We start from the raw sequence: 21182 nt of genomic DNA, 5'->3' as shown, positions 1-21182 counted from the left end.
AAATTTCTCCTAACAATACAAACTTTTTATATAATTCCAAATTCGCTTTACCGTATTAGGTCTATCCTGTTTATCAGGCAATGACAGTTTCGAATTTTCTTTTGTATTTTCATCACTTTTACTATCATTTAAAGCACCGTTCAACTCATTTTCCACATCGTTTCCAAAAAGTATTTTATTATCACCTTTAAATTTCAAATCTCCATTTGAATCAATTTCATAAGGTGTAAAATTTCCGCTTCCATAAAGACAAAGTCCTATAACGCAAGAATTTGATAGATCTTGAGAAATTTCATGCAAACCTTCTAAATTACGCGGTTTTGCCACACGAATTGAAAATCCGCTAAAAATCTCTCTTGTCAACTCTTTTACATCAGGCAGTTTTGCCATACCGCCGGTTAAAACAATACCGGCACCGATTTTGTTTTCATAACTGCTTGCTGATATTTTTTTATAAATTTCCACCAACATCTCTTGAATGCGAGAAAATAAAATTTGAGTTATAACTTCCAAACTGACATTTCTTGTTTGTCCGTTTTCACCAAGCTCAGGTAAGTTTATATCGCTTTGTCCGTTGACTGAGAGATCGTCAAAGTTAAGTTTAATCTTTTCAGCATAATCAAGAGAAGTATGAATTCCGCTTGATAAATCGCTTGTAATATTAGCTGAACCGAATGGCAAAATGTCATTATACATAAGCGAATTGCCCAAATGTACGACTATATCACAAACAGCTCCACCCATATCTATTAAAGCAACTCCCAACTCTTTTTCATCTTCATTTAACGTCGCAATTGCTGAAGCATAACCTGAAAGAACTATATTATCAATATTTATTCCGGCCATCTCGACCGATTTTGTAAGATTTTTTATGGAATTTTCAGGCACTATAATAACGTGAGTGCTAACTTCAAGTCTCATTCCACTCATTCCAAGCGGATCTTCTATACCGTCTTGTTCGTCAACTTTGAATTTATAAGGTAAAATTTGAAGCTTTACATAATTATTCGGAACATTAGCAGTATCTTTCGCCACTTCCATAGCTCGTCTTATTTCATTTATACTGATTTCATTATCAGGCACTGTTATAACGCCTTGAGATTTTACACTTTTTGTATAAGCTCCGGAAATAGAAACTACAACTTTATCGTAGTGTCTTCCAGCCGTATTTGTAGCATCAAAAACAGCTTTTCTTATACAGTTTGAGGCTTGTTCTATATTTGTTATAACGCCTTTTTTGACACCGGTTGTTTTCGCTAAGCCGAAACCGCAAATTGACAATCCGTTTGTATCGGATTTGGCAATTACGGCTTTTATATCAATAGAACCGATATCAAGCCCAAGAATATAACTACTCAACGCCGCCACCTTTATAATATCTTTGTATTTCGTATCGTTTTTGTAAAACGGAAATAAGATCTTCTTGTAATTTTGTATTGATTAGTTTTGAAAGTGAACTTTCAAGCGCACTGATATATTTTGCACTCATAGGATTATCAAGCGTTTGGCTCGTGATTTTATAAATAAGAGCTTTATTATCATATAACACATATCCATCTTGTTTATCGCTTGCAAAGAGTGAACCAATAAATTTTGCAAATTCTTCGTTGCTTAGAATTCCGTTGGTTGTATTTTCGCTTGCTTTTGAAACAAAACCGATATCTTTCATCGCAACTTTTCCTAAGCTGTTTTCTGCTAATTTTTTTAAATCTTCAGCTTTTTTAGCTTTAAATAAATCACTACCTGCTAATTTTTTAGCTGCATCAAACTCCATAATTTGCGGCTCATTTATTTTTGTAAGTTTTGTTATTAAATTTCCATTTTTATATTTTACAGGTTTATTAAACTCCCCTATTTTCATATTTTGCAAATTTTTTATAATTTCATCGTTATCGTTTAAGACTAACTTCTCGTTAGTAAAAATTTTGCCTTTTTTTACATCTAAATATTTTTTAATAGCTTCGTCTTTATTAAAATCTGTCAAATAATCATTTAAAACGCTTGCATTAGCTTCTTCAAAACTCATAAGCTTATCATTTTCGTTTCTGTATAAATCACGATTTTTTTCAAAAAATTCACGCAAAGTTTTTTCATCAACATTTTTATTTTCCGGTTCTACAAAATAAGCGTCCATTTCGTAAGTTTTTTGCGTTAAATATTTACTTTTATTTTTTTCCCAAAAATCTTTAAGTTCATCATCGTTAAAAGTTATTGTGCTTACATTTTGATCCACAATAGCGATTTCTACTTTATCTTGCATAAATTCGCTTGCTGTCAGCATTTCTATATCATCGGCATTAGGTTTTATACTGATTGCTTTTTTAAGTTTATCTAAAATAATTACTTTTTTAAGCTCTTTTTCATACTCATTTTGGCTTAATCCGGCATTTTTCATAGCGTTTTCATAAAGTTTTTTGCTGAATTTGCCGTCTGTTTTAAAATTATCAGAATTTATAATCTCGCGCGCAACTTCTTCGTCACTCGCATTTATGCCTAAATCTTTTGCAAAATTTAACAAAATCGCATCTTGTATTAAAGCATTTATTGCCATTTCATCAAGATGCATTTTTTTGGCTTGTTCATCCGTAAATTTTCCGTCACTGATACTTTTTAAATAATTATATACTTCACTATATTTATTTTGAAATTCTTTTATACTAATTGCCGTATCGCCGACTTTTGCTACTGAAGTTGAACGGCTTTTATTTAAATCATAAGCACCCCAACCGACAAATCCCGCACCTACGAAAGCTATCGTGCTGATCCAGACGGTAGGAATTAAGGATTTTTTGTGCTTTTGCATCCAATTTATCATTATAATTACCTTTTAATAACAAAATCGCTGATATTATACTAACAAAAAACTTAAATTTTCCTTGAAAACACCAGCATTTCAGCATTTTTTACTAACAATTTTTAAATTTTTGTTAGCAAAAAATTTAAATTTATTTAAAAATTTTCTAAATTTAAAATATAACAGCTATTTTCAATTATTGCTATTTTTTTTGCAAGTTCGCCTAAATTTCTTGCATAAGCGTAAATTCCATAGCCTTTTATTACCATTACATCAGTATTTTCTTCAAACATATAGTGAGAAATTTCACTTGGAGCGCGCTCATACCAATCATCAAATTTTTTAATATCATAAATTTCGACTTTTCCGAATTCTGCAAAACCGAAATAATCTTTCGGAATTACAAAATCATGTTTAAGCGTATAAGCAACTGTTTGAGGTGGCATAGCATAACAAACACATTTAGCTTCCTTTATAGTTTTATATATGTTCAAATGTATGTCGCTATCGATACTGGCGTCATTCCAGCGATAGTCTTTTTTTGTGTATAGCAGCACCATATCATCTTTTGAAAAATTATCAAAAATAGCATTTTTTTTATTTATTAAAAATTGATTATCCGAAATTTTTGCAGAAATAGAGCCATGAAAAATACCAAAAAAACTTTTTCTAAACATAGAAAGAGAAATTTTTTGCATCTTTTCCGCGTAATAATCAATATTCATTTTTGACCTTTTTTACAAGAAATTTTGATATTATACTAAAAATAAAATTAAAAAGGATGAAAATTTGGAAATTCCGCATATTCCTGTTTTAAGGAATGAAGTTGTAGATATTTTTAAAGATTTGCAAGGTTTATTGATTGATTGTACATTGGGTTTTGCAGGGCATAGCAGCGCGATTTTATCCGCAAATGAAAACATACGGATTTTTGCTTGCGATAAAGATGACGAGGCTTTAGATTTCAGTAAAAAAAGAGTTGAAATTTTTAAAAATAGAATTAAAATTTTTAAATCAGGCTTTTCAAATTTTTTACCTTTTTTGGAAACAAATGAAATTTTGAATTTATCAAATGTCGTTGGAATTTTAGCCGATATCGGCGTTTCAAGTCTTCAGATCGATAATAACGATCGCGGATTCAGTTTGAAAAGCGATGCGCTTGATATGAGAATGGATAAAAATGCGAGCCTTGATGCGAAATTTGTAGTAAATCATTACAGCAGGTCAGATTTAGAACGTATATTTTATGAGTTTGCAGAACTAACAAACGCAAAACAAATTGCTGCCAAAATAGCGAATTATCGAGCTGACAAAGAGATAACAAGCGCAAAAGAGCTTGCAACAATAATCGGAACATCAAACTTTAAAAATCGCAGTATAAGCACAGCTACACTTGCATTTCAAGCAATCCGCATAGAAGTAAATAAAGAGCTTGACGAGTTAAATAAATTATTGGATTCAATAGAAAATTCAGCGATACAAAATGCAAAAATAGCTATAATCACTTTTCATTCACTTGAAGATAAAATTGTAAAAAACAGGTTTAAAAAATGGGCGCAAAGCTGCATTTGTCCGCCATTTTTTGAGCGTTGCGAGTGTGGAAATAATCACGCAATAGGAAAAATTTTGACTAAAAAACCAATTACGGCAAGCGCTGATGAGCTAAAACAAAATTCTCGCGCAAAAAGCGCCAAATTACGCGTCTTTGAAATAAAAAGGTAAAAATGCAAGCAAATAGCGAAATTTTAGAAAATATTGACAAGGCAAGAAAAAAACAAAAAAATCTTACATTTTTTGAGCTGATAAATGCATATTTAATTGCCGGTGTAATTTTTTTGATTACACTTCCTACGATTTACATTAGAAATGAAATTTATTATTTAAGCCGTGATATAGGAGATTTGCATATCAAACACGATGTTCTTACGGAAGAAAACGGAGCATTGAAAAATAAACTTGAATTTTTACGCTACAAACATGAAATTCTGGATCCTTTTAAACTTAAAAACGTATTACCGAAAGATGAAATTTTGCCTGAAAAATTCTCGCAAAAAGGCAAAATGGTGGTAAAAACCGACGCAAAAAGCAAGAAACAGTAAAAATGCAAAATTTAATTTATATTATTTTAGCTTTACTTATTTTAATTTTAATTATTTTCGCCATTTTTATATTTTTACAAAAAGAGCAGATAAATAGACAAAATATCGCGTTAAATTCTATGTTTTTAAACTTAAATAAAAATCTAAATCAGATAATTTCTCAAAATAGTCAAAATTTAAATTTTAACTTAAAAACAATAAATCAAAATTTTATAGATATGACGCAAAAAGTCGCCAAAATAGATACTTTTACGCAAATAAGCGAAAATTTACAAAAAGAAATTGTAAATTTTAATAAAATAATCAATAATCAAAAACTTCGTGGAAATTTTGGAGAGTTCAGACTTGAAAATGTCATAAAAATCGCTTACGGAGAAAACAGCTCATTTTACGAAATGCAAAAAAAACTTCCGACAGGCGTAATTTGCGATTGTGCTTTCAAAATTTCAAACACAAAAATTCTTGCAATTGATTCAAAATTTCCGCTAAGCGGCTACGAAAAAATAATAACGGCTAAAGATGAAAACGAGCTGAAAAAAGGACAAAATGAGTTAATTAAAAATATGAAAAAACATATCGACGATATATCTTCAAAATACATTTTGCCACCTCTTACTGCAGAATACGCGGTTTTATTTTTACCGAGCGAAGCTATTTTCGTTTATGTTTGTGAAAATTTTACAGAAATTTTAGAATATGCAAACGCTAAAGCCGTATTTTTGAGCTCGCCGACAACGCTGCTTGCAATGCTTTTTAATATAAAATTATTTTTAAAAGACGAAATGATAAGTCAAAATTTAAATGAAATAAAAAATGCAATTACCACTCTTTCGTCGTAATTTACAATGCAAAACGAATTAATAAATAAACTTGTGAAAATTTCGCAAAATTTCAACGATATATCAAATAAAATCGCTCAAAATTCCGCAAAAATCAAAGCGAATTTCGACAAAATAAGCGAAATTTAAAAAACTTTAATAAATACAACCGCATTATATTGTTAATAAAAAAGTATCTGTCTTTATAGTATTGGGGGTTTAAAAATTAAAGCCTGATTTTCACATCGTTAATAAAAGTTTTAGATTTATTTTAAAAACATTTTTCCAAACTCGCACTGCTAAAATATTTGTGAATTTGTGTTACCTATATTTTCACATCAAATACATTTGCGTTAGTTATCGTTTTCAAATCGTTAAATGTAAAGCTTCTAAAAATTGCAGCTAAATACCATCAAAAAAGCTCTATTGTCTTTTAAAATTTATAACAATTTTTTATGGTTTCGTATCTATAGAAATCTTTTTTTGCCGTCTGTTAAGAAAATCATTTTTACAAAAAAAACAAAAAATCTTTATTTATTACAGCCTGATTTATTTTATATCCAAACCGCCAAATTTGAAAAATTGTATACCATAAACGGCTAAGATAAATTTTAAACTATTTCATCTTATATGTGTAGCATTAATTATTATTGATAATTTGTGAATATTTTTATGCAAATGGCGTTTATCATTAATTTCTGTTATAGATATTAATGATAAGCCGCCTTGCTGTAAAATTTAAATTCTTTTTATCGAACTTTTGTGTGTTTTAAAAAAGCATCTATAAATTTTATAAGAAAAATTTATAGATGTCGTCCAGTAAAAAGTATTTTTTATCGGCTAAACCATGATAAAATGTATTTATTTGATTATCAAAAAGCTTTTTAAAATATTCTTCTTTACTCAATTTTATAAGTTCATCATTAACTACATTTAAAAGTTCTTTATTTCCTTTTTGTACACCGATACCAAGAAAATCACTTGCACCCAAATTTTTAACATTTACTTCAACGCTTTTGTCTATCACGGCATATGCAAGTGCTACTGTAACGTCATCTGCAAAACCTATGGCGTTTGGAGTTTGCTTTAAAAGTTTATAGCAACCTGCAGCTCCGTTGTCGCAAGTCATTACATTAAAACCCAAATTTTTAAAATAATCCTCGGCAGTTCCGCCTTTTTGGGTAATTATAATTTTATTTTTTAATTGGGAAAATTCTTTTATTTCATCATCTTTACGCGTCAAAACCCCAATATTTACAGCAAAATAAGGATTTGAGAAATCTACCAGTTTTGCCCGTTCATCAGTGATTGTTAATGTAGCTATGACTAAATCAACGCTATTATCTTGCAGGAATTTTATCCTATCGTTTGCTGATACAGCTTTAAATTCGACATTTCCACCGCTTTCTCCGAAAATACCTTTTGCAATCTCTTTTGCAAAACCGATTTCAAATCCTTCAAACTCACCGCTACTTTTTAATTGTGAAAAAGGCGGTTGAGCATCATAAACGCCAACACGTAATGTTTTACTTGATCTGATTTCATTAAGTGAGTTGGCGTTTAATAAACTAAACGCAAGAACCAAAAAAATTAAGAATTTTTTCATTTTTTATCCTTATCAAAAATTTTTAAAAATGTATTGTATCACAAAAAATTATTTATAGCAAACATTTAAAAAGCGTCTTAAAATACCTTAAAACAGTAATTATAAGATTTTATTTTTTATAAAATAATCTATTTTTAAGTTATATTTTTACACTATTTTTCTATAAAATTATAAAATTTTGATACTTGGCTGTAAAAATATAATTCAATATTTATCTTAACAGACAAAATTTTAACTGCTTTTCTACAAACTTTGGAATTTTACAAAAATTTTATAAAAAATTTATAAATTTTATCATTTATTTTTACAAAAATACATTTTTTCACAATAAATAAAAATTTTTGCAATTTTAAAAATATAAAAATTCATTAAATTTTTATATTTGAAAGAAAAAATGAAATTCACATAAATTATTTTTGCAAAACGGAAGTTATTTAAAAATTTTATCATCGCACATAATGCGAATGAAATAAAATTTAAATTTTAACCCTTACATATACACGTTTTGGCGCAGGATAACCTTCTATAGTGCGCGTTTTATCAAACGGATCTAAAAAATCGCCCAAACTTTGTCCGTAAATCCAATCGGTTTTTCTTTGTTCATTTTCGTCCGTCGCTTTTACGGCTAAAATTTCAAAATCTTTAAATTTCGCCCTTTCACACCAGTTTTGCAAAGTCCTGATAGTCGGCAAAAAATAAATATTTGAAATTTTTGCGTAACTTAAACGTGGAAAAAGACAAATTTCGTCGTCGCCATCTATAAACATAGTATCCAAAAATACTTCGCCACCGCTATTTAACGAACTTTTAAGTTCTTTTAACGCACGCACCGGATCGCTTCTATGATAAAGCACACCAAGACAAAAAATGCTGTCAAATTTCTCACCGTAATCAGGCAAATTTTCAACGCCTAAAAGCTCGTAAATCACACCGCTTTTTAAAAAATGTTCCAAAAAACGAAACTGCAAAAAAGTCCGCACGCCCGGATCAAATCCTATAAGCTTTTTTGCTCCTAAATTAGACATTCTAAAAAGATAATAACCGTTATTACAACCGATATCGGCTACTTTTTTTCCTTGTAAATCCATAAAAGGCTTTAAAAGATTAAATTTCATAAAACTTTGCCACTCGCTATCAATGAAAGTTTCTAAAATTTCAAATGGTCCTTTTCGCCACGGACGCAAATTTAGAGCTATTTGTCGCACTTTAAATTTTAATTCGTCATTTATCTTATAATCCGCAAAAGCTCGCACAATATCGCCAAAATCGCATTTACAATCAACATTCGGCAAACATTCAATATCACTTAAAAGTTTTTTTTCATTTTCGTTCATAAAATTTCCTTTTTGCGTTATACTATCATTTTAAAAATTTTAAAAGGATAAATAATGAATGTAATTGATTATTTTCTTAAAATTTGCAAAATCCCGCATGCCAGCCGAAATACAAAAGAGCTTGCAAAATGGCTGATTGACGAATGTAAAAAAAGAAATTTTATAACACAGATTGATAAGAGCGGAAATATTTATGCAAAAAAAGGCGAACCCGAAATTTGCATTCAAAGCCACTACGATATGGTAAAAGTCGGCTCAGAAAATACGGTAAAAGTTATATTCGAAGATGATTTCATAAAAGCAGAAAACTCAAGCCTCGGTGCAGATGACGGAATCGGCGTAGCAATAAGTTTAAAAATGATGGATGAGTTTGAAAATCTTGAAGTAATTTTCACAAATGACGAAGAAGTCGGACTTTGGGGCGTGCAAAATTTTGATTATAAAATCAAAAGTGACAAAATTTTAAATCTTGACAGTGAAAATGATGAACAAGTATGCGTAGGATGTGCAGGTGGAGTTGATATTTTGGCATTTTGCGATACTTACCGTAAATTAAAAAAAGGTTTTTGCTACGAATTTAAAACAAAAAATTTTCCGGGCGGACACAGCGGAAGCGAAATAGATAAAAACTTACCGAATGCAATAAAATCTTTGGCTAAGTTTATCCGCGAAAATAGCGGAAGCATAGTAAATTTTAAAGGCGGTGAAAGAATAAATTCAATTCCTGTAAATGCAATGTGTAAAGCAGTTTTTGATAACGAAATTTCAAAAGTACCTGAATTTTTAGAAGCGGAATTTTTCGATTTTGACGAATATGAAATTTATGAAAAAAGTACTGAAATCTTAGATTTTATCTGCATTTTTTCTCAAGGCGTTCGCGCTTGGAACAATACATTAAACATACCGGAAAGTAGCGCAAATATCGCACTTTGCGAAGAAATAAAAAGACAATTTAAAATTTCAATTTTCGCAAGAGCTATGAATGAACTTGAAAATTTACAGTTTGAAACAAAAATTTTAGGTGAAAGACTTGGTTTTAAAGTATGTTTTGAAAATTTTTCAAAACCTTGGAAACCGCAAATTAACGATTTTTCGCATTTAGTTTTGAAAAATTTACAAAAATTTTCGCCTAATGCGAAATTTTATGCGATTCACGCAGGACTTGAATGTGGCGTATTTATCACAAAAAATAGAAATCTTAAAGTAGCTTCCATAGGTCCGAATATCTTTGGTGCGCACAGTATAAATGAAAAAGTGCAAATAAGCTCAATCAAAAAAATAGAAAATACAGTACGAGAAATAATCAAAAATATCTAATTTTTCGTTAAAAGAAAATTTTAATGCAAAATTGAAATTTTCTTTTGATAAATCTTTAATAAATAGAACCGAGCGATAAACTTTGTAAAAATGCAGTTCCTATTATAAAAAATATCTATTAAAAAACTTTATAAGAAAAACATTTAATAACGGTGGAAAAAAGATTAAAAATATGAATTTAAATTTCACTTTATAACATTTTTATATAAATTTTATAATTTAAATTATAGTTTTTAAAGAAACAAAATTTTTTGTTAAAATAAAAATATTTTAACAAAAATGCCTTTAAACCATATTTTGTAGATATTTATATTTTATTTAAATATCAAAAAATTCACAAAAATACATTTCAAATTTTTAAAATTTTAAACAAAATTTAAAAATTTAATTTAAATAATATTATTAAGTGTTTTAAATTCAAAAAAATGTATAATAACGAAAATTTTGAAAGGAGTTAAATTGAGTGAAATAATCGAAAAGCCTGTAGATCCGAATGCACAACTAAGCGATATGCAATCGTTTCCGCTTCGTGGTGTGATTATTATTTTGATTGCTGCAGTGCTTTCTTTTGGACTTTTTTACGTGCTGCCTTATGAGGCTAACACAAATAAAGGTCTTTGTATGCTATTTTTTATAGCGATTTTATGGGTCAGCGAAGCCGTTCACATCACAATTACAGCACTTATGGTGCCGATAATTGCGATTTTAATCGGCATAGGCTCATATGCCAAAGACGGAAGCTTTAAAGCTTTAAGCTTCAAAGATGCACTTGCCGGTTTTTCAAGCCCTACGATTTATCTATTTTTCGGTGGTTTTGCATTAGCTACTGCTTTGCACATCCAAAAATTGGACAAAAAAATCGCCGTTAAAATAATATCGCTTGCCGGAAACAATCTTGGAATTGCCGTAATTTCGCTTTGTGTTGTAACTGCACTTTTATCAATGTGGGTTTCAAATACTGGCGTAGCGGCAATGATGCTTCCACTTGCACTTGGACTTTTAGGCGCGGTTGACAAAGAAAAAGACAGAAGTACATTTGTATTTGTGCTTTTGGGCGTAGCATATTCTGCAAGTATAGGAGGACTTGGCACTATGGTCGGTTCACCGCCAAATGCTTTGGCAGGACAAGCTTTAAATTTTACATTTGTTGATTGGATGAAAATCGGACTTCCTATGGTAATAATATTTATGCCGCTTATGTTTATTATTTTGTATTTCGTGCTTAGACCTAATCTAAACCGCAAAATAGAATTTGAAGCGGAATATATTCCATGGAACAGAGCCCGAATTTTAACCACAATCGTATTTGTATGTACAGCGTTGCTTTGGCTTTTAGCTAAACCTATTTCAGGGCTTGTCGGCTTTAAAATAGCTGATGGATTGGTTGCGCTTTTAGCGGCTGCATTTATAGTAGTTTTAGGATTAGCTACTTGGAGAGACATCGCTGAAAATACAGACTGGGGCGTATTGCTACTTTTCGGTGGCGGTTTAGCGCTAAGTGCGATACTTGAGATGTCAGGTGCTTCTAAAGTACTTGGAGAAACTGTAGCTGGCGTAGTTGCAGGTCTTCCAAAAATAATTATAATTTTTATAGTTGCAATTTTTGTAATTGCACTTACCGAATTTACAAGTAATACCGCAAGTGCGGCACTTTTGTTACCTGTTTTTGCATCGGTTGCCGCAGAAGTCGGACTTCCGAAAGAAACATTGACTATTATCATTGGAATTGGCGCAAGCTGCGCATTTATGATGCCGGTAGCTACACCGCCGAATGCGATAGTCTTTGGAACAGGACACATAAAACAAATAGAAATGATTAAGTGTGGAGTAGCGCTTTGTCTTTCATGCGCTGTCATTTTGACACTTGTCACTTATCTTTTTTATGCGTAGTCTATAAGATGTGTGCTTTTTGCGCACATCTTTTTGCAAGTTTTTTAATGTTTATATTTAAAATATATTGCAAAAAATACTTTTTAAAAATTAAATTTCATTGTAAAACTATAAAATTTTATCATCAAATATGAAAAGTTGAAATTTTATTATGTCAGGATATTTTGAAATTTCATAATAAATTTATTTTATATGAAATTTGTAAATTACAGTGTAGAATTTAAAATTTCATCTCATCATTTTGTGAAATTTTAAATTTTTTAAGACGTTCTTTTGCTTTCAGTGCGATATCTTCATCGTAATCGAAATAGTTAAATGTTTCGCCGTGTTGAATTGTGCCGTCAAGTAAATCTCCGGCCTGACGATTTTTTAAATCGATTTCCGCTACTTTAAATCCATCAAGCGTTGCTGCAAATTCTTTCAGACGTTCAGGAATACTTTCTAATTTAGTATAAAGATAACAATATCCGATGCCGCCATTTCGTCCTACACGACCGCGAAGCTGATGAAGTGAAGCAAGTCCCATTTTTTCAGCTCCTACAATTACAATAATACTAAGGCGTGGAAGTGAAATTCCTACTTCCACTACAGTAGTAGTCAAAAGTAAACTTCCGCTATCTCTGAAAATTTCAAGTTTTTTGTCTTATACAGCAAAATATAAAATTTTTTATTTAATAGGATAATTTAAATTTTATGTATTAGATTGTTACAATTTTTAATTTTCAAAAACTGTGAATTATAATTCCAGACTAAACAATGTAATAATTTTAATTATACAATTTATAAAAATTGGTAAAATATCGCAACTCTCAGAGCTATACATATGAAAGTTTAATTTAAAAATTTTAAATGCTTTAATATAATATGAGTAAAATTTTATATATTTTTAAAATGCAAGTATATAATAAAATAATATAAGTTTGACTTATAGGAGATTTGAACTCCTGTTGCCGGCGTGAGAGGCCAGTGTCCTAACCACTAGACGAATAAGCCACGCTTTTGCGCTGAAAATAACGCAATCTCGCAATTTTCGTTTAAATTTTAAAACGAAAATAAATGGTAATTATACGAATTTTAACTTATTTGCTGCTTAAAAATTTTAATTTTTCAAATATCTTTTATAATCAATTTAGATATTTTTGCATTACTAAAATATCAATAAAAGTAACGAATGACAAAGATAAAAAATTTATATCCAAAATTTTTTTGACAATAAATAAAACATTATTTCAAATTTACTTTTAAAATTTTAAATCAATAAAATAATAATAAAAAATTCAAAAAAAGTTTTTAAATAATTCGCTTCGCGTTTTAAAATAATGTTACAAAATTATGTATTCTACCTGCACTTTTTTTAAGAAGAAAATGAAGAAGTTTTACAGAATGCATTAAAATATAAATTTATATGCAAAAAATTTAGAAATTCATAATAAAATTAAAAATTTAACTAAAAACTCAAAAAAATCTCTCTAACTAAAATTTTTATATTTTTTGTGACAGAAACTAATTTTTATTTTCATCAATATCTTCGATTTTTTCAGCTGTTGAATTTGTAGTTTCAGCTTCTTTTATTGTTTCAAAATTTTCATTTTTGTTACCGGAAGTTTTTAAAATTCTCCAACCGATAAAAGCTGCTAAAAATGAAGCTATTAAAATAGCTAATTTATCAGCATAAGCAAACTGATCACTATCCATAAATGCTATAGAATCGATAAATAAACTCATACTGGCGCCAATTCCCGTCAAAAATCCAAGCCCTAAAAATTGCTTAAAATTTGATCCAGTAGGAAGCGAACATAATTTAAATTTTATCGCCACATAAGAAAAAATAAAAACTCCGAAAGGTTTGCCGATTAGTAGTCCCAAAATTATACCGATTGAAACAGGATGAAGCAAATTTGAAAAAGCATCACTGTTTAAGGCGATTCCGGCATTTACAAAGGCAAAAATCGGCATAATAAGATATGTAATAAACCCTTCTAATTTATGCTTTACATCGTCAAGCATACAATAGCCTTTTATCGGCTTTAAAGGTATAAAAAATGATGCTACGATTCCTGCAATTGTAGAGTGAATTCCTGATTCCAAAAAACTGACCCATAAAAAACTTCCGGCGGCAATAAAAAATGAAATTTTATTTACTTTTAAAATATTTAAAACTAAAAAAATCAAAATTCCAATTCCTGCCATAAAAATTGCAAAATTCGAAAGCTCGCTTGTATAAAAAAATGCCACGATTACAACCGCGCAAATATCGTCAATTATCGCCAAAAGTAGTAAAAATATCTTCAAAGATGACGGAACCTTGCTTCCTAAAAGCAGCAAAATCCCAACAGCAAAAGCCGTATCACTAACAGTGGTAATCGCCCAACCGCGTCTTGCAAACTCATCGCCAAAATTTACAGCCAAAAACAAAAGTGCAGGAATTACTACGCCGCCGATACCGCCAATTACCGGCAAAGCAACTTTTTTAGGCGAACTTAATTCGCCGATTAAAATTTCTTTTTTTACTTCAAGACCGATAAAAAAGAAAAAAACCGCCATAAGTCCGTCATTTACCCATAAAATTATCGGTTTTATTATTTTATATTCACCAAAAATAATGCCTGATTCTATACGCAAAAAATGGTTGTAAAAGTCCGTTAAAATCATATTTTGACAAATTAATGCAAGAATCGTTGCGATAATAATTAAAATTCCGCCGCTTGCTTCGTGGTTTAAATAAAATTTAAGTTTTTGCATAGATGATTTACCTTGGGAAAATTACAGAATTATAATAAAATTTTGCTTATTAAAGGCTTTTGAAATTATAAATTTATCTAAAATCAAAAATACACACATTAAATAACCAGCGATTATTTACTTTACAGTGAAGTTATAACGCAAAATTTTAAGGTATAATTACGACAAACGATTTTTAAAAATTTTACATAAAGTAAAGCGTTGTAGTGCATTTTATGCAATGATAATTCATATCGAATTCTGCAATTTGATGAATTATAAACCGTTATCATATATATTTTACTAAATGAGTTTTTTAAAAAATATAAAAAAATTAATTACTCCAAATATAAAAAATTTCATCTTGTCGAAATAATAAATAATCAATACTCTTAAAGTTTATTGTAATTTATATTAGCAATATAATACTGAAGTTATCTTAAATTGAAAAATATGCACCTATATACTTTTATACAAAATTTTACGACGTTAATGAAACTCCTATAAAATCCAAAAAACTCCACATTTTAAGCAAAAAATATAAAACCGATAAATTCAGATAAATTTTTAACGACACCGACCATAGAATAAATTTTATTATATTAAAATAACAGCTTTAAAATAATATAATCAGCGCTTACGAACAATATAAATATTTGTGAAAATGGTATGTAAAAATTTATGATTTTGGAGTTAATAAGAATTTTTATGAGCATATAGACTGTTTTATTTCAGCGATACCACTGAAATAAAAGAAATCAAAAAAACAACTGAAATTTTAAAAATCAGTCTATTTGATTTATAAATCAAATAGACTTTTATTTTTTAATATTTTATTTAAAAACATCATTAAAATTTGAGCTTTGTTCTTTTTGACAATCTATTTTTAATTTTTCCATTTTTTGTCTTGCATCCATTACTTCATCTATCAAATCCTGATTATAAATTTTTTCAGGAATTTTAAAAGAAGCTGCAGAATATTTATGGCTTATGCCGCTAAGTCCTACACCGTAAATTTTTTTAATTTTTTCATTAACATTTATTATGTCGCTGTTTTTAGAACAATGCAAACCCATTCTCGATATGCAATAACAATCTTCAACTTTATAACTATAAGGAAGTCTTTTATCATCCGAATAAAAAATTTCGCCATCTTTTTTATCATACAATACACGACTATCTTTATTAAAAACTATAAATGCTAATTTATTATCATAAGGATTTAAAATTTGAAAATCAGCACTATTGTAAGATGATAAAAGTAACAAAACAGGCTTTTTATATTTTTGATCCAAATTAAGAACAATTTTTCTATCAAATTCGCTGCTTTCATAAACAGAAACGCTGAAAATTTCAAAATTTTTCCATTTTTTATTAATTTTTTCCGCAATATCGTTTTGAGAAAAATATTTCACCATATCTCGCAATGCGAAATAAAAATCAACCGTATGCCAATGGTTCATCATTTCTATTTCTATTGTATGATTGCCTTTTGTAAAGTTATATGTAAGATCTTTTTTGCTCATATTTTCAGTGCTGTCAAATATAATATTTCCATCTATAAAAATTCTCAAATCTTTCACAGAATCGTTAAAAACCAATCTTTTTAAAGTGTCTTCCTTAAATTCAAACTCACCTGCCCAAAATGCCGCAAATTTAGAAGAATCAATGCCTTTAAATTCATTAAAAGCATAACGAACAGTAACATCTTTCACACTTTGAATATATACTTTATCAGGCGAATCGGTGCTGAAATAAAAAGCTGCATATTCATTAAGCGGCGGTTTTTTGCCTTTTAGTAAATGTTCACCCCAACTTTTTGTTTTTTGTACTTCAAATCTCTCTTGCGAAGAACTGTTACTTTCAAAATTTTCGCAAAAAGCCGACAAACAAAAAGCAATTAAAACAATAAATATTCTCATTAATTTCCTCCAATTATATCAATTATCAATCTTTTTAATATTTTCGCCTTTTATATAAGCTAAAAATTCATTTTGCAGGCGCTTTTCACGTGATGTGATACTCTCTTTTTGTAAATCGAATTCGCTTTTAAACTCAACTTTTTCATCTTCGCTGATATCGAAATTTTCAAGTTTAGTAACCTGCGATTTTGTTTTTTTCGGCTTTTTATCTTTTTCAAGCTCTTTTTTTATATCTTTTAAACTGTCAAAAAAATCATTCATTATTTTTTCTCATTTATCATTTGCATTACCGCGGAAACGGCAGCTACTACTTCATCATCTTTTTTTTGCGGATTCATCGGATCGTTCGTTGCGTCAAGTATTTTTTGTAAATTCGACTCCACATAACTTGTATCAAAAAAACCGCGTCTGAACTCTCTGCTTTTGCTGATAGCAAGCAAAAACGGAATAATTGTTTGTACGCCTTCGATTTTAAATTCTTTAAGTGCACGCTCCAGCTTATTTACAACCAAATCATATCCTGTACTTTTTACGATAAGTTTTGCAAGAAGTGAATCATAAAACGGCGGAATTTTATAATCTTTATAAATATGACTATCAACTCGCACTGATGGACCAAGAGCCGGATAATATCCTGTTATCGTTCCTGGAGTAGGAATAAAATTTTTCCAAACATTTTCAGCTGTTATACGAGCTTCTATCGCAAATCCGTGCGGTTTGATATCACTTTGTTCAAGTTCCAAAATTTCACCGCTTGCAATTCTTATTTGTCTTACAACCAAATCTGTTCCGGTAATTTCTTCGGTTACACCATGTTCTACTTGAATTCTTGTATTCATTTCCATAAAATAAAAATCGTTATTATCATCAAGCAAAAATTCAACTGTTCCTGCATTTGAGTATCCCACGGCTTTTGCAGCGGCCACGGCGGTTACACCCATTACTTTTCTTAGATTATCGCTTATACTTGGGCAAGGCGCAATTTCAATTATTTTTTGATGTCGTCTTTGTATAGAGCAGTCACGCTCGCAAAGGTGAATTATATTTCCGTAATTATCACCTAATATTTGAAATTCTATATGGCGAGGTTTTACGATAAGTTTTTCCATAAAAACTTCATCATTATTAAAAAATGTTTTGGCTTCTCTTTTACAAGCTTCAAAAGAACTTTCCATATCCTTTTCATCCCAAACTTCACGAATTCCGCGACCACCACCGCCGCCGCTTGCCTTTAAAATAACAGGATAACCGATTTTACGAGCATACTCTTTTATTTTATCCATAGTTTCATTATTTAATTTTTCAGTTCCCGGAACTATCGGAATTCCATTTTTTCTCATCAAATATCTTGCTATATTTTTATTTCCCATTTTGCGAATTACATCGGGTCTTGGACCTATAAAAGTAAGTCCTGCATCTTCAACCTCTTTTGCAAAATCGTAATTTTCGCTCAAAAATCCATATCCCGGATGAATCGCATCGGCTCCACATTTTTTTGCTGTTTCTACGATGATTTTAGGATCTAGATAACCTTTCAATGGTTCCGCACCGACTTCATAAGCTTCATCTGCAATTTTTACATGCAGACAGTCAGCATCCGGTTTTGTGTAAATAGCTACACTTTTTAAGTGCAGATCTCTACACGCTCTAATAACTCTAACCGCGATTTCACCGCGATTTGCGATAAGAATTTTATGGATCATTTCAGCCCTTTTCTAAAAATTTTAATGTAATGATAATATAATTCTAGTTATGAAAAGTTTAAATTTAAAAAAATTTATATTTTTGCTTATTTTAAGGAAAACTTGTGTAGAATGCACATTTTATTTTGTGCGCTCGTAGCTCAGCTGGATAGAGCATTTGATTGCGGTTCAAAAGGCCGGGGATTCGAATTCCTCCGGGCGCACCACTTTTTTGGAAAATCTTATGAAGATTCTTTTCAGTCCGGCGGAAGATAAAATTTCTCTTTCCGACTTGCCACCTATAAATTATAAAAATTTTATTTTTAATGAACTTTATAAAAAACGCTTTGAAATTTTAAAACTTTATGATAATTTTGTGCAAAATGCCGCTATAACAGAACTTTCACGTGTTTTTGGCTTAAAAAAAGAAACTGAAATTTTGCACTACAAAAATGAAATTTTTAAATTAGGCACGATAAAAGCGATTTTGCGCTATAACGGTGTAGCTTATAAAGCTCTGCAATATCGCTCTTTAAATAAACAAGCACAAAATTTCATAGATAAAAACGTAATAATTTTTTCAAATCTTTTCGGCCCGATTCTTGCCGAAAATGCCATACCGAACTATAAACTTAAACAAGGTGAAAAATTTTGCGATATAAATATAGAAAATTTTTATAAACAAAATTTTAGCGAAAACATTGATAAATTTATCGAAAATGATGATATACTTGATTTAAGAGCAGGATTTTATAATAAATTTTATGATATTAAAAAAGAGTATTTAACTATGAAATTTATTAAAAATGGAAAGGTAATCAGCCATTTTGCAAAATATTTCAGAGGTAAAATTTTAAAAGAAATCGCACAAAATCAACTCGATAACAATAAAAAAATTATAGCTTTTAATTTTACGGATTTAAAACTTATAGAAATTCATAAAATACAGAACCGAACCGAAATATTATATAAAATTATATAAATTTATAAAATTTTAAGCTGAAATTTCACCAAATTTAATAAAATTTTGTAAAATTTATTATAAAAGTGCGAATTTCAGGCAAAAAAGTATTGTTTTTTTGTTAAAAATATTTTATAATGGCATTACAAAACTTTAATACAAAGGATTTAGAATGAAAAAAGCAGAATTCATTCAAGCAGTAGCCGAGAAAACCGGCTCAACAAAAAAAGTTGCAACAGAAGTTGTAGATTCAGCATTGGAAGTTATTTCAGATGTTCTTGTGAAAGGTGATTCTATCAGTTTCATCGGTTTCGGCTCTTTCGGCTTGGCTGAGCGTGCAGCAAGAGAAGGTAAAGTTCCAGGTACAAACAGAACTTACAAATCACCTGCTACAAAAGTTGTAAAATTTAAAGTTGGTAAACAACTTAAAGAAGCTGTTGCTGAAGCTGCAAAAGGTAGCAAATCTTGCAAAAGCGGAAAATGCAAAAAGAAATAATCTTTTAAAATTATTATTGCCCCAAAATTTTGGGGCTTTTTTTATTTTAATCAAATTTTAAAATTTTTTAGTTATAATTCCATCTTTTAACAAAATTTTATATGATTTATTGCGCCCGGGTGGTGAAATTGGTAGACGCACCAGACTCAAAATCTGGCGAAGGCAACTTCGTGCCGGTTCAATTCCGGCTCCGGGCACCACTACATATTTTAATACATCAGCTATAAAAATTAAAATAATCAAAAAAAAATTACCTACACTACTTTAAAAATATCAGCGTTTAAATTTACATTACCTGATTAAAATCATTACAACTAAATTTTAAATATCCAAGAAAATAATCTTAAACTATGAGTTAATAAATTAAAAAATTTTAATGTATTTTAAATTTACAAAAGCTAACAATATATAATAATTAAAAAATACTGATTAAATATTTAAACTAATTTAAAAATTATAAGTTTTTCAGTTAAATAAAAATAATTATAAAATTTTATAATTCATTAAATTTCATTAAAATAAATAAAAAACTAACTTATATAAAAAAATTATTTACAAAAATTTTTAGTTACAAAAGTTATTTTTTAAAAAATTTTATGGTATTATATGAAAAAAATAAGGAGTTATTTTTTATGAGAAAAATTTTATCTATGATGATAAGCATTTGCGCTGCAAATGCTTTGTTTGCAAGCAGTTTATATACCATACGAGATGGTAAATTATTTGAAGTTGAAAGAACTTACTCTGGAACATATAGAACTAAAATTGGTTATAATCCAGTAAATGAGTCTGAAATCTTAGTATTATCAAATTTTAATGATATAAGCATAGCATTTGGAGATGGTGCATATGCTGATGATACAAAGCCAGGTGGGGGTGGCATTGCTATAGGAGTACGTGCTCGGGCTAAGCGAGATCCAAGCGTATCTGGTCCTGGAGAGGGAAATATTGCTATTGGAAATGATGCACGAGCGACTGGACACATGGCTATAGCTTTAGGTAGCAACTCAAAGGCAGAACGACAGCACTCTATTGCTATAGGATTTGGTGCAGATTCTTCAGGAAAAGACCACTCAGTAGCAGTTGGACAAAACTCAAAAGCTACAGGGTTAGAATCTTCTGCTTTTGGAAGTTTTGCAAAAGCGCTTGGTGAACATAGTGTTGGTATTGGATATGGGGCAACAGCAGAGGGGCGAGTTAGTATCGCATTAGGACAAGGTGCTAAAGTCACAGGAAGTGAGCAAGGATCCACTGCTATAGGTTGGGAAGCAATAGCCTCTGGAGAATTTGCTAATGCTATAGGAAAAAAGGCTAATGCTAGTACGCATTCCAATGCTATAGGATTTGGGGCACAATCTTTAAACCAATCCAGTGCCATAGGCGAAGCTGCATATTCTAAAGGAAGGTATTCAAGCGCTATAGGTCATCAGGCTAGAAGTTACGCTAATGATTCAGTAGCTATTGGAAGTAACGCAGTTACATACGGCAGAGATAAAAATACATATACCTCTGCATATAGCTCTATATCAATAGGAGAGTTTG

The 21182-nt window shown here is 29.9% G+C and carries 17 protein-coding genes, 3 tRNA genes and 2 pseudogenes; 11 read left to right on the top strand and 11 right to left on the bottom strand.

The window, feature by feature from the left end:
• Window positions 1-9: 9 nt before the first annotated feature.
• From ftsA to CHAB381_RS03850, 3 genes are all read right to left on the bottom strand, one after another.
• Window positions 10-1359, bottom strand: coding sequence for a cell division protein FtsA (gene ftsA / locus CHAB381_RS03860; RefSeq protein WP_012108676.1), 1350 nt, complete (start codon window positions 1357-1359; stop codon window positions 10-12).
• Complete coding sequence (locus tag CHAB381_RS03855; protein WP_012108675.1) at window positions 1352-2815, bottom strand: peptidylprolyl isomerase; 1464 nt, start codon at window positions 2813-2815, stop codon at window positions 1352-1354. Before CHAB381_RS03855 ends, ftsA begins: the two co-directional genes overlap by 8 nt.
• A 134-nt stretch (window positions 2816-2949) precedes the next feature.
• A complete protein-coding gene (locus tag CHAB381_RS03850) occupies window positions 2950-3519 on the bottom strand; it encodes a class II aldolase and adducin N-terminal domain-containing protein (RefSeq protein WP_012108674.1) in 570 nt (189 codons plus the stop codon).
• A gap of 64 nt (window positions 3520-3583) precedes the next feature.
• Here CHAB381_RS03850 and rsmH point away from each other — a divergent pair, with 64 nt between their 5' ends.
• The 4 genes from rsmH to CHAB381_RS09115 are packed head-to-tail and all read left to right on the top strand — an operon-like array spanning window position 3584 to window position 5861.
• Window positions 3584-4516 carry a 16S rRNA (cytosine(1402)-N(4))-methyltransferase RsmH gene (rsmH, locus tag CHAB381_RS03845; RefSeq protein ID WP_012108673.1) on the top strand — a complete coding sequence of 311 codons (933 nt, stop codon included), beginning with the start codon at window positions 3584-3586 and terminating at the stop codon, window positions 4514-4516.
• Between the two features lie 2 nt (window positions 4517-4518).
• The gene (locus tag CHAB381_RS03840) at window positions 4519-4893 is read left to right on the top strand and encodes a hypothetical protein (RefSeq protein WP_012108672.1); all 375 of its coding nucleotides are present in this window, start codon (window positions 4519-4521) and stop codon (window positions 4891-4893) included.
• A 2-nt stretch (window positions 4894-4895) separates the two neighbouring features.
• Window positions 4896-5732: a DNA recombination protein RmuC gene (rmuC, locus tag CHAB381_RS03835; protein WP_049752830.1), complete on the top strand. Its 837-nt coding sequence runs from the start codon at window positions 4896-4898 to the stop codon at window positions 5730-5732.
• A gap of 6 nt (window positions 5733-5738) precedes the next feature.
• The gene (locus CHAB381_RS09115; RefSeq protein WP_012108671.1) at window positions 5739-5861 is read left to right on the top strand and encodes a hypothetical protein; all 123 of its coding nucleotides are present in this window, start codon (window positions 5739-5741) and stop codon (window positions 5859-5861) included.
• Between the two features lie 640 nt (window positions 5862-6501).
• Here the strand turns inward: CHAB381_RS09115 and CHAB381_RS03830 are convergent.
• Complete coding sequence (locus tag CHAB381_RS03830) at window positions 6502-7317, bottom strand: transporter substrate-binding domain-containing protein (RefSeq protein ID WP_012108669.1); 816 nt, start codon at window positions 7315-7317, stop codon at window positions 6502-6504.
• A 476-nt stretch (window positions 7318-7793) separates the two neighbouring features.
• On the bottom strand, window positions 7794-8651 hold the full coding sequence (gene cmoB, locus CHAB381_RS03825) for a tRNA 5-methoxyuridine(34)/uridine 5-oxyacetic acid(34) synthase CmoB (protein WP_012108667.1): 858 nt from the start codon (window positions 8649-8651) through the stop codon (window positions 7794-7796).
• Between the two features lie 54 nt (window positions 8652-8705).
• Between cmoB and CHAB381_RS03820 the strand changes: the two genes are divergently transcribed.
• Together CHAB381_RS03820 and CHAB381_RS03815 are read left to right on the top strand one after the other, a co-directional pair.
• Window positions 8706-9968 carry a M28 family peptidase gene (locus CHAB381_RS03820; RefSeq protein ID WP_012108666.1) on the top strand — a complete coding sequence of 421 codons (1263 nt, stop codon included), beginning with the start codon at window positions 8706-8708 and terminating at the stop codon, window positions 9966-9968.
• A 510-nt stretch (window positions 9969-10478) separates the two neighbouring features.
• On the top strand, window positions 10479-11858 hold the full coding sequence (locus tag CHAB381_RS03815) for an SLC13 family permease (RefSeq protein ID WP_041570604.1): 1380 nt from the start codon (window positions 10479-10481) through the stop codon (window positions 11856-11858).
• Between the two features lie 220 nt (window positions 11859-12078).
• On the opposite strand, the pseudogene CHAB381_RS03810 reads toward CHAB381_RS03815, so the two are convergent.
• The 6 genes and pseudogenes from CHAB381_RS03810 to CHAB381_RS03780 form a co-directional block, all read right to left on the bottom strand.
• Window positions 12079-12501: pseudogene (locus tag CHAB381_RS03810) on the bottom strand (helicase-related protein); the annotation flags it as partial.
• Window positions 12502-12779: 278 nt separating this feature from the next.
• Window positions 12780-12851 (bottom strand) — tRNA-Glu (locus tag CHAB381_RS03805).
• A 510-nt stretch (window positions 12852-13361) separates the two neighbouring features.
• On the bottom strand, window positions 13362-14600 hold the full coding sequence (nhaA, locus tag CHAB381_RS03795; protein WP_012108661.1) for a Na+/H+ antiporter NhaA: 1239 nt from the start codon (window positions 14598-14600) through the stop codon (window positions 13362-13364).
• An 812-nt stretch (window positions 14601-15412) separates the two neighbouring features.
• The gene (locus tag CHAB381_RS03790; RefSeq protein WP_012108660.1) at window positions 15413-16501 is read right to left on the bottom strand and encodes a hypothetical protein; all 1089 of its coding nucleotides are present in this window, start codon (window positions 16499-16501) and stop codon (window positions 15413-15415) included.
• 18 nt (window positions 16502-16519) lie between these two features.
• Window positions 16520-16762 (bottom strand): hypothetical protein, encoded by a 243-nt coding sequence (locus CHAB381_RS03785; RefSeq protein ID WP_012108659.1) that lies wholly within the window; start codon window positions 16760-16762, stop codon window positions 16520-16522.
• Window positions 16762-18204, bottom strand: coding sequence for an acetyl-CoA carboxylase subunit A (locus CHAB381_RS03780; RefSeq protein WP_012108658.1), 1443 nt, complete (start codon window positions 18202-18204; stop codon window positions 16762-16764). The genes CHAB381_RS03785 and CHAB381_RS03780 overlap by 1 nt, the downstream gene beginning before the upstream one ends.
• Before the next feature lie 129 nt (window positions 18205-18333).
• Between CHAB381_RS03780 and CHAB381_RS03775 the strand changes: the two genes are divergently transcribed.
• The 5 genes and pseudogenes from CHAB381_RS03775 to CHAB381_RS09225 all read left to right on the top strand — a co-directional run.
• Window positions 18334-18410: transfer RNA gene (locus CHAB381_RS03775), tRNA-Arg, on the top strand.
• Window positions 18411-18427: 17 nt separating this feature from the next.
• The gene (locus CHAB381_RS03770) at window positions 18428-19165 is read left to right on the top strand and encodes a YaaA family protein (RefSeq protein ID WP_012108657.1); all 738 of its coding nucleotides are present in this window, start codon (window positions 18428-18430) and stop codon (window positions 19163-19165) included.
• Window positions 19166-19316: 151 nt separating this feature from the next.
• A complete protein-coding gene (locus tag CHAB381_RS03765) occupies window positions 19317-19640 on the top strand; it encodes an HU family DNA-binding protein (protein WP_012108656.1) in 324 nt (107 codons plus the stop codon).
• Between the two features lie 113 nt (window positions 19641-19753).
• A tRNA-Leu gene (locus tag CHAB381_RS03760) sits at window positions 19754-19840 on the top strand.
• Window positions 19841-20236: 396 nt separating this feature from the next.
• Window positions 20237-21079 (top strand): annotated as a pseudogene (locus CHAB381_RS09225) (hypothetical protein); the annotation flags it as partial.
• Window positions 21080-21182 lie beyond the last annotated feature (103 nt).

Source organism: Campylobacter hominis ATCC BAA-381 (assembly GCF_000017585.1).
GTDB lineage: Bacteria > Campylobacterota > Campylobacteria > Campylobacterales > Campylobacteraceae > Campylobacter_B > Campylobacter_B hominis.
This window is presented reverse-complemented; position numbering and strand designations above follow the sequence as displayed.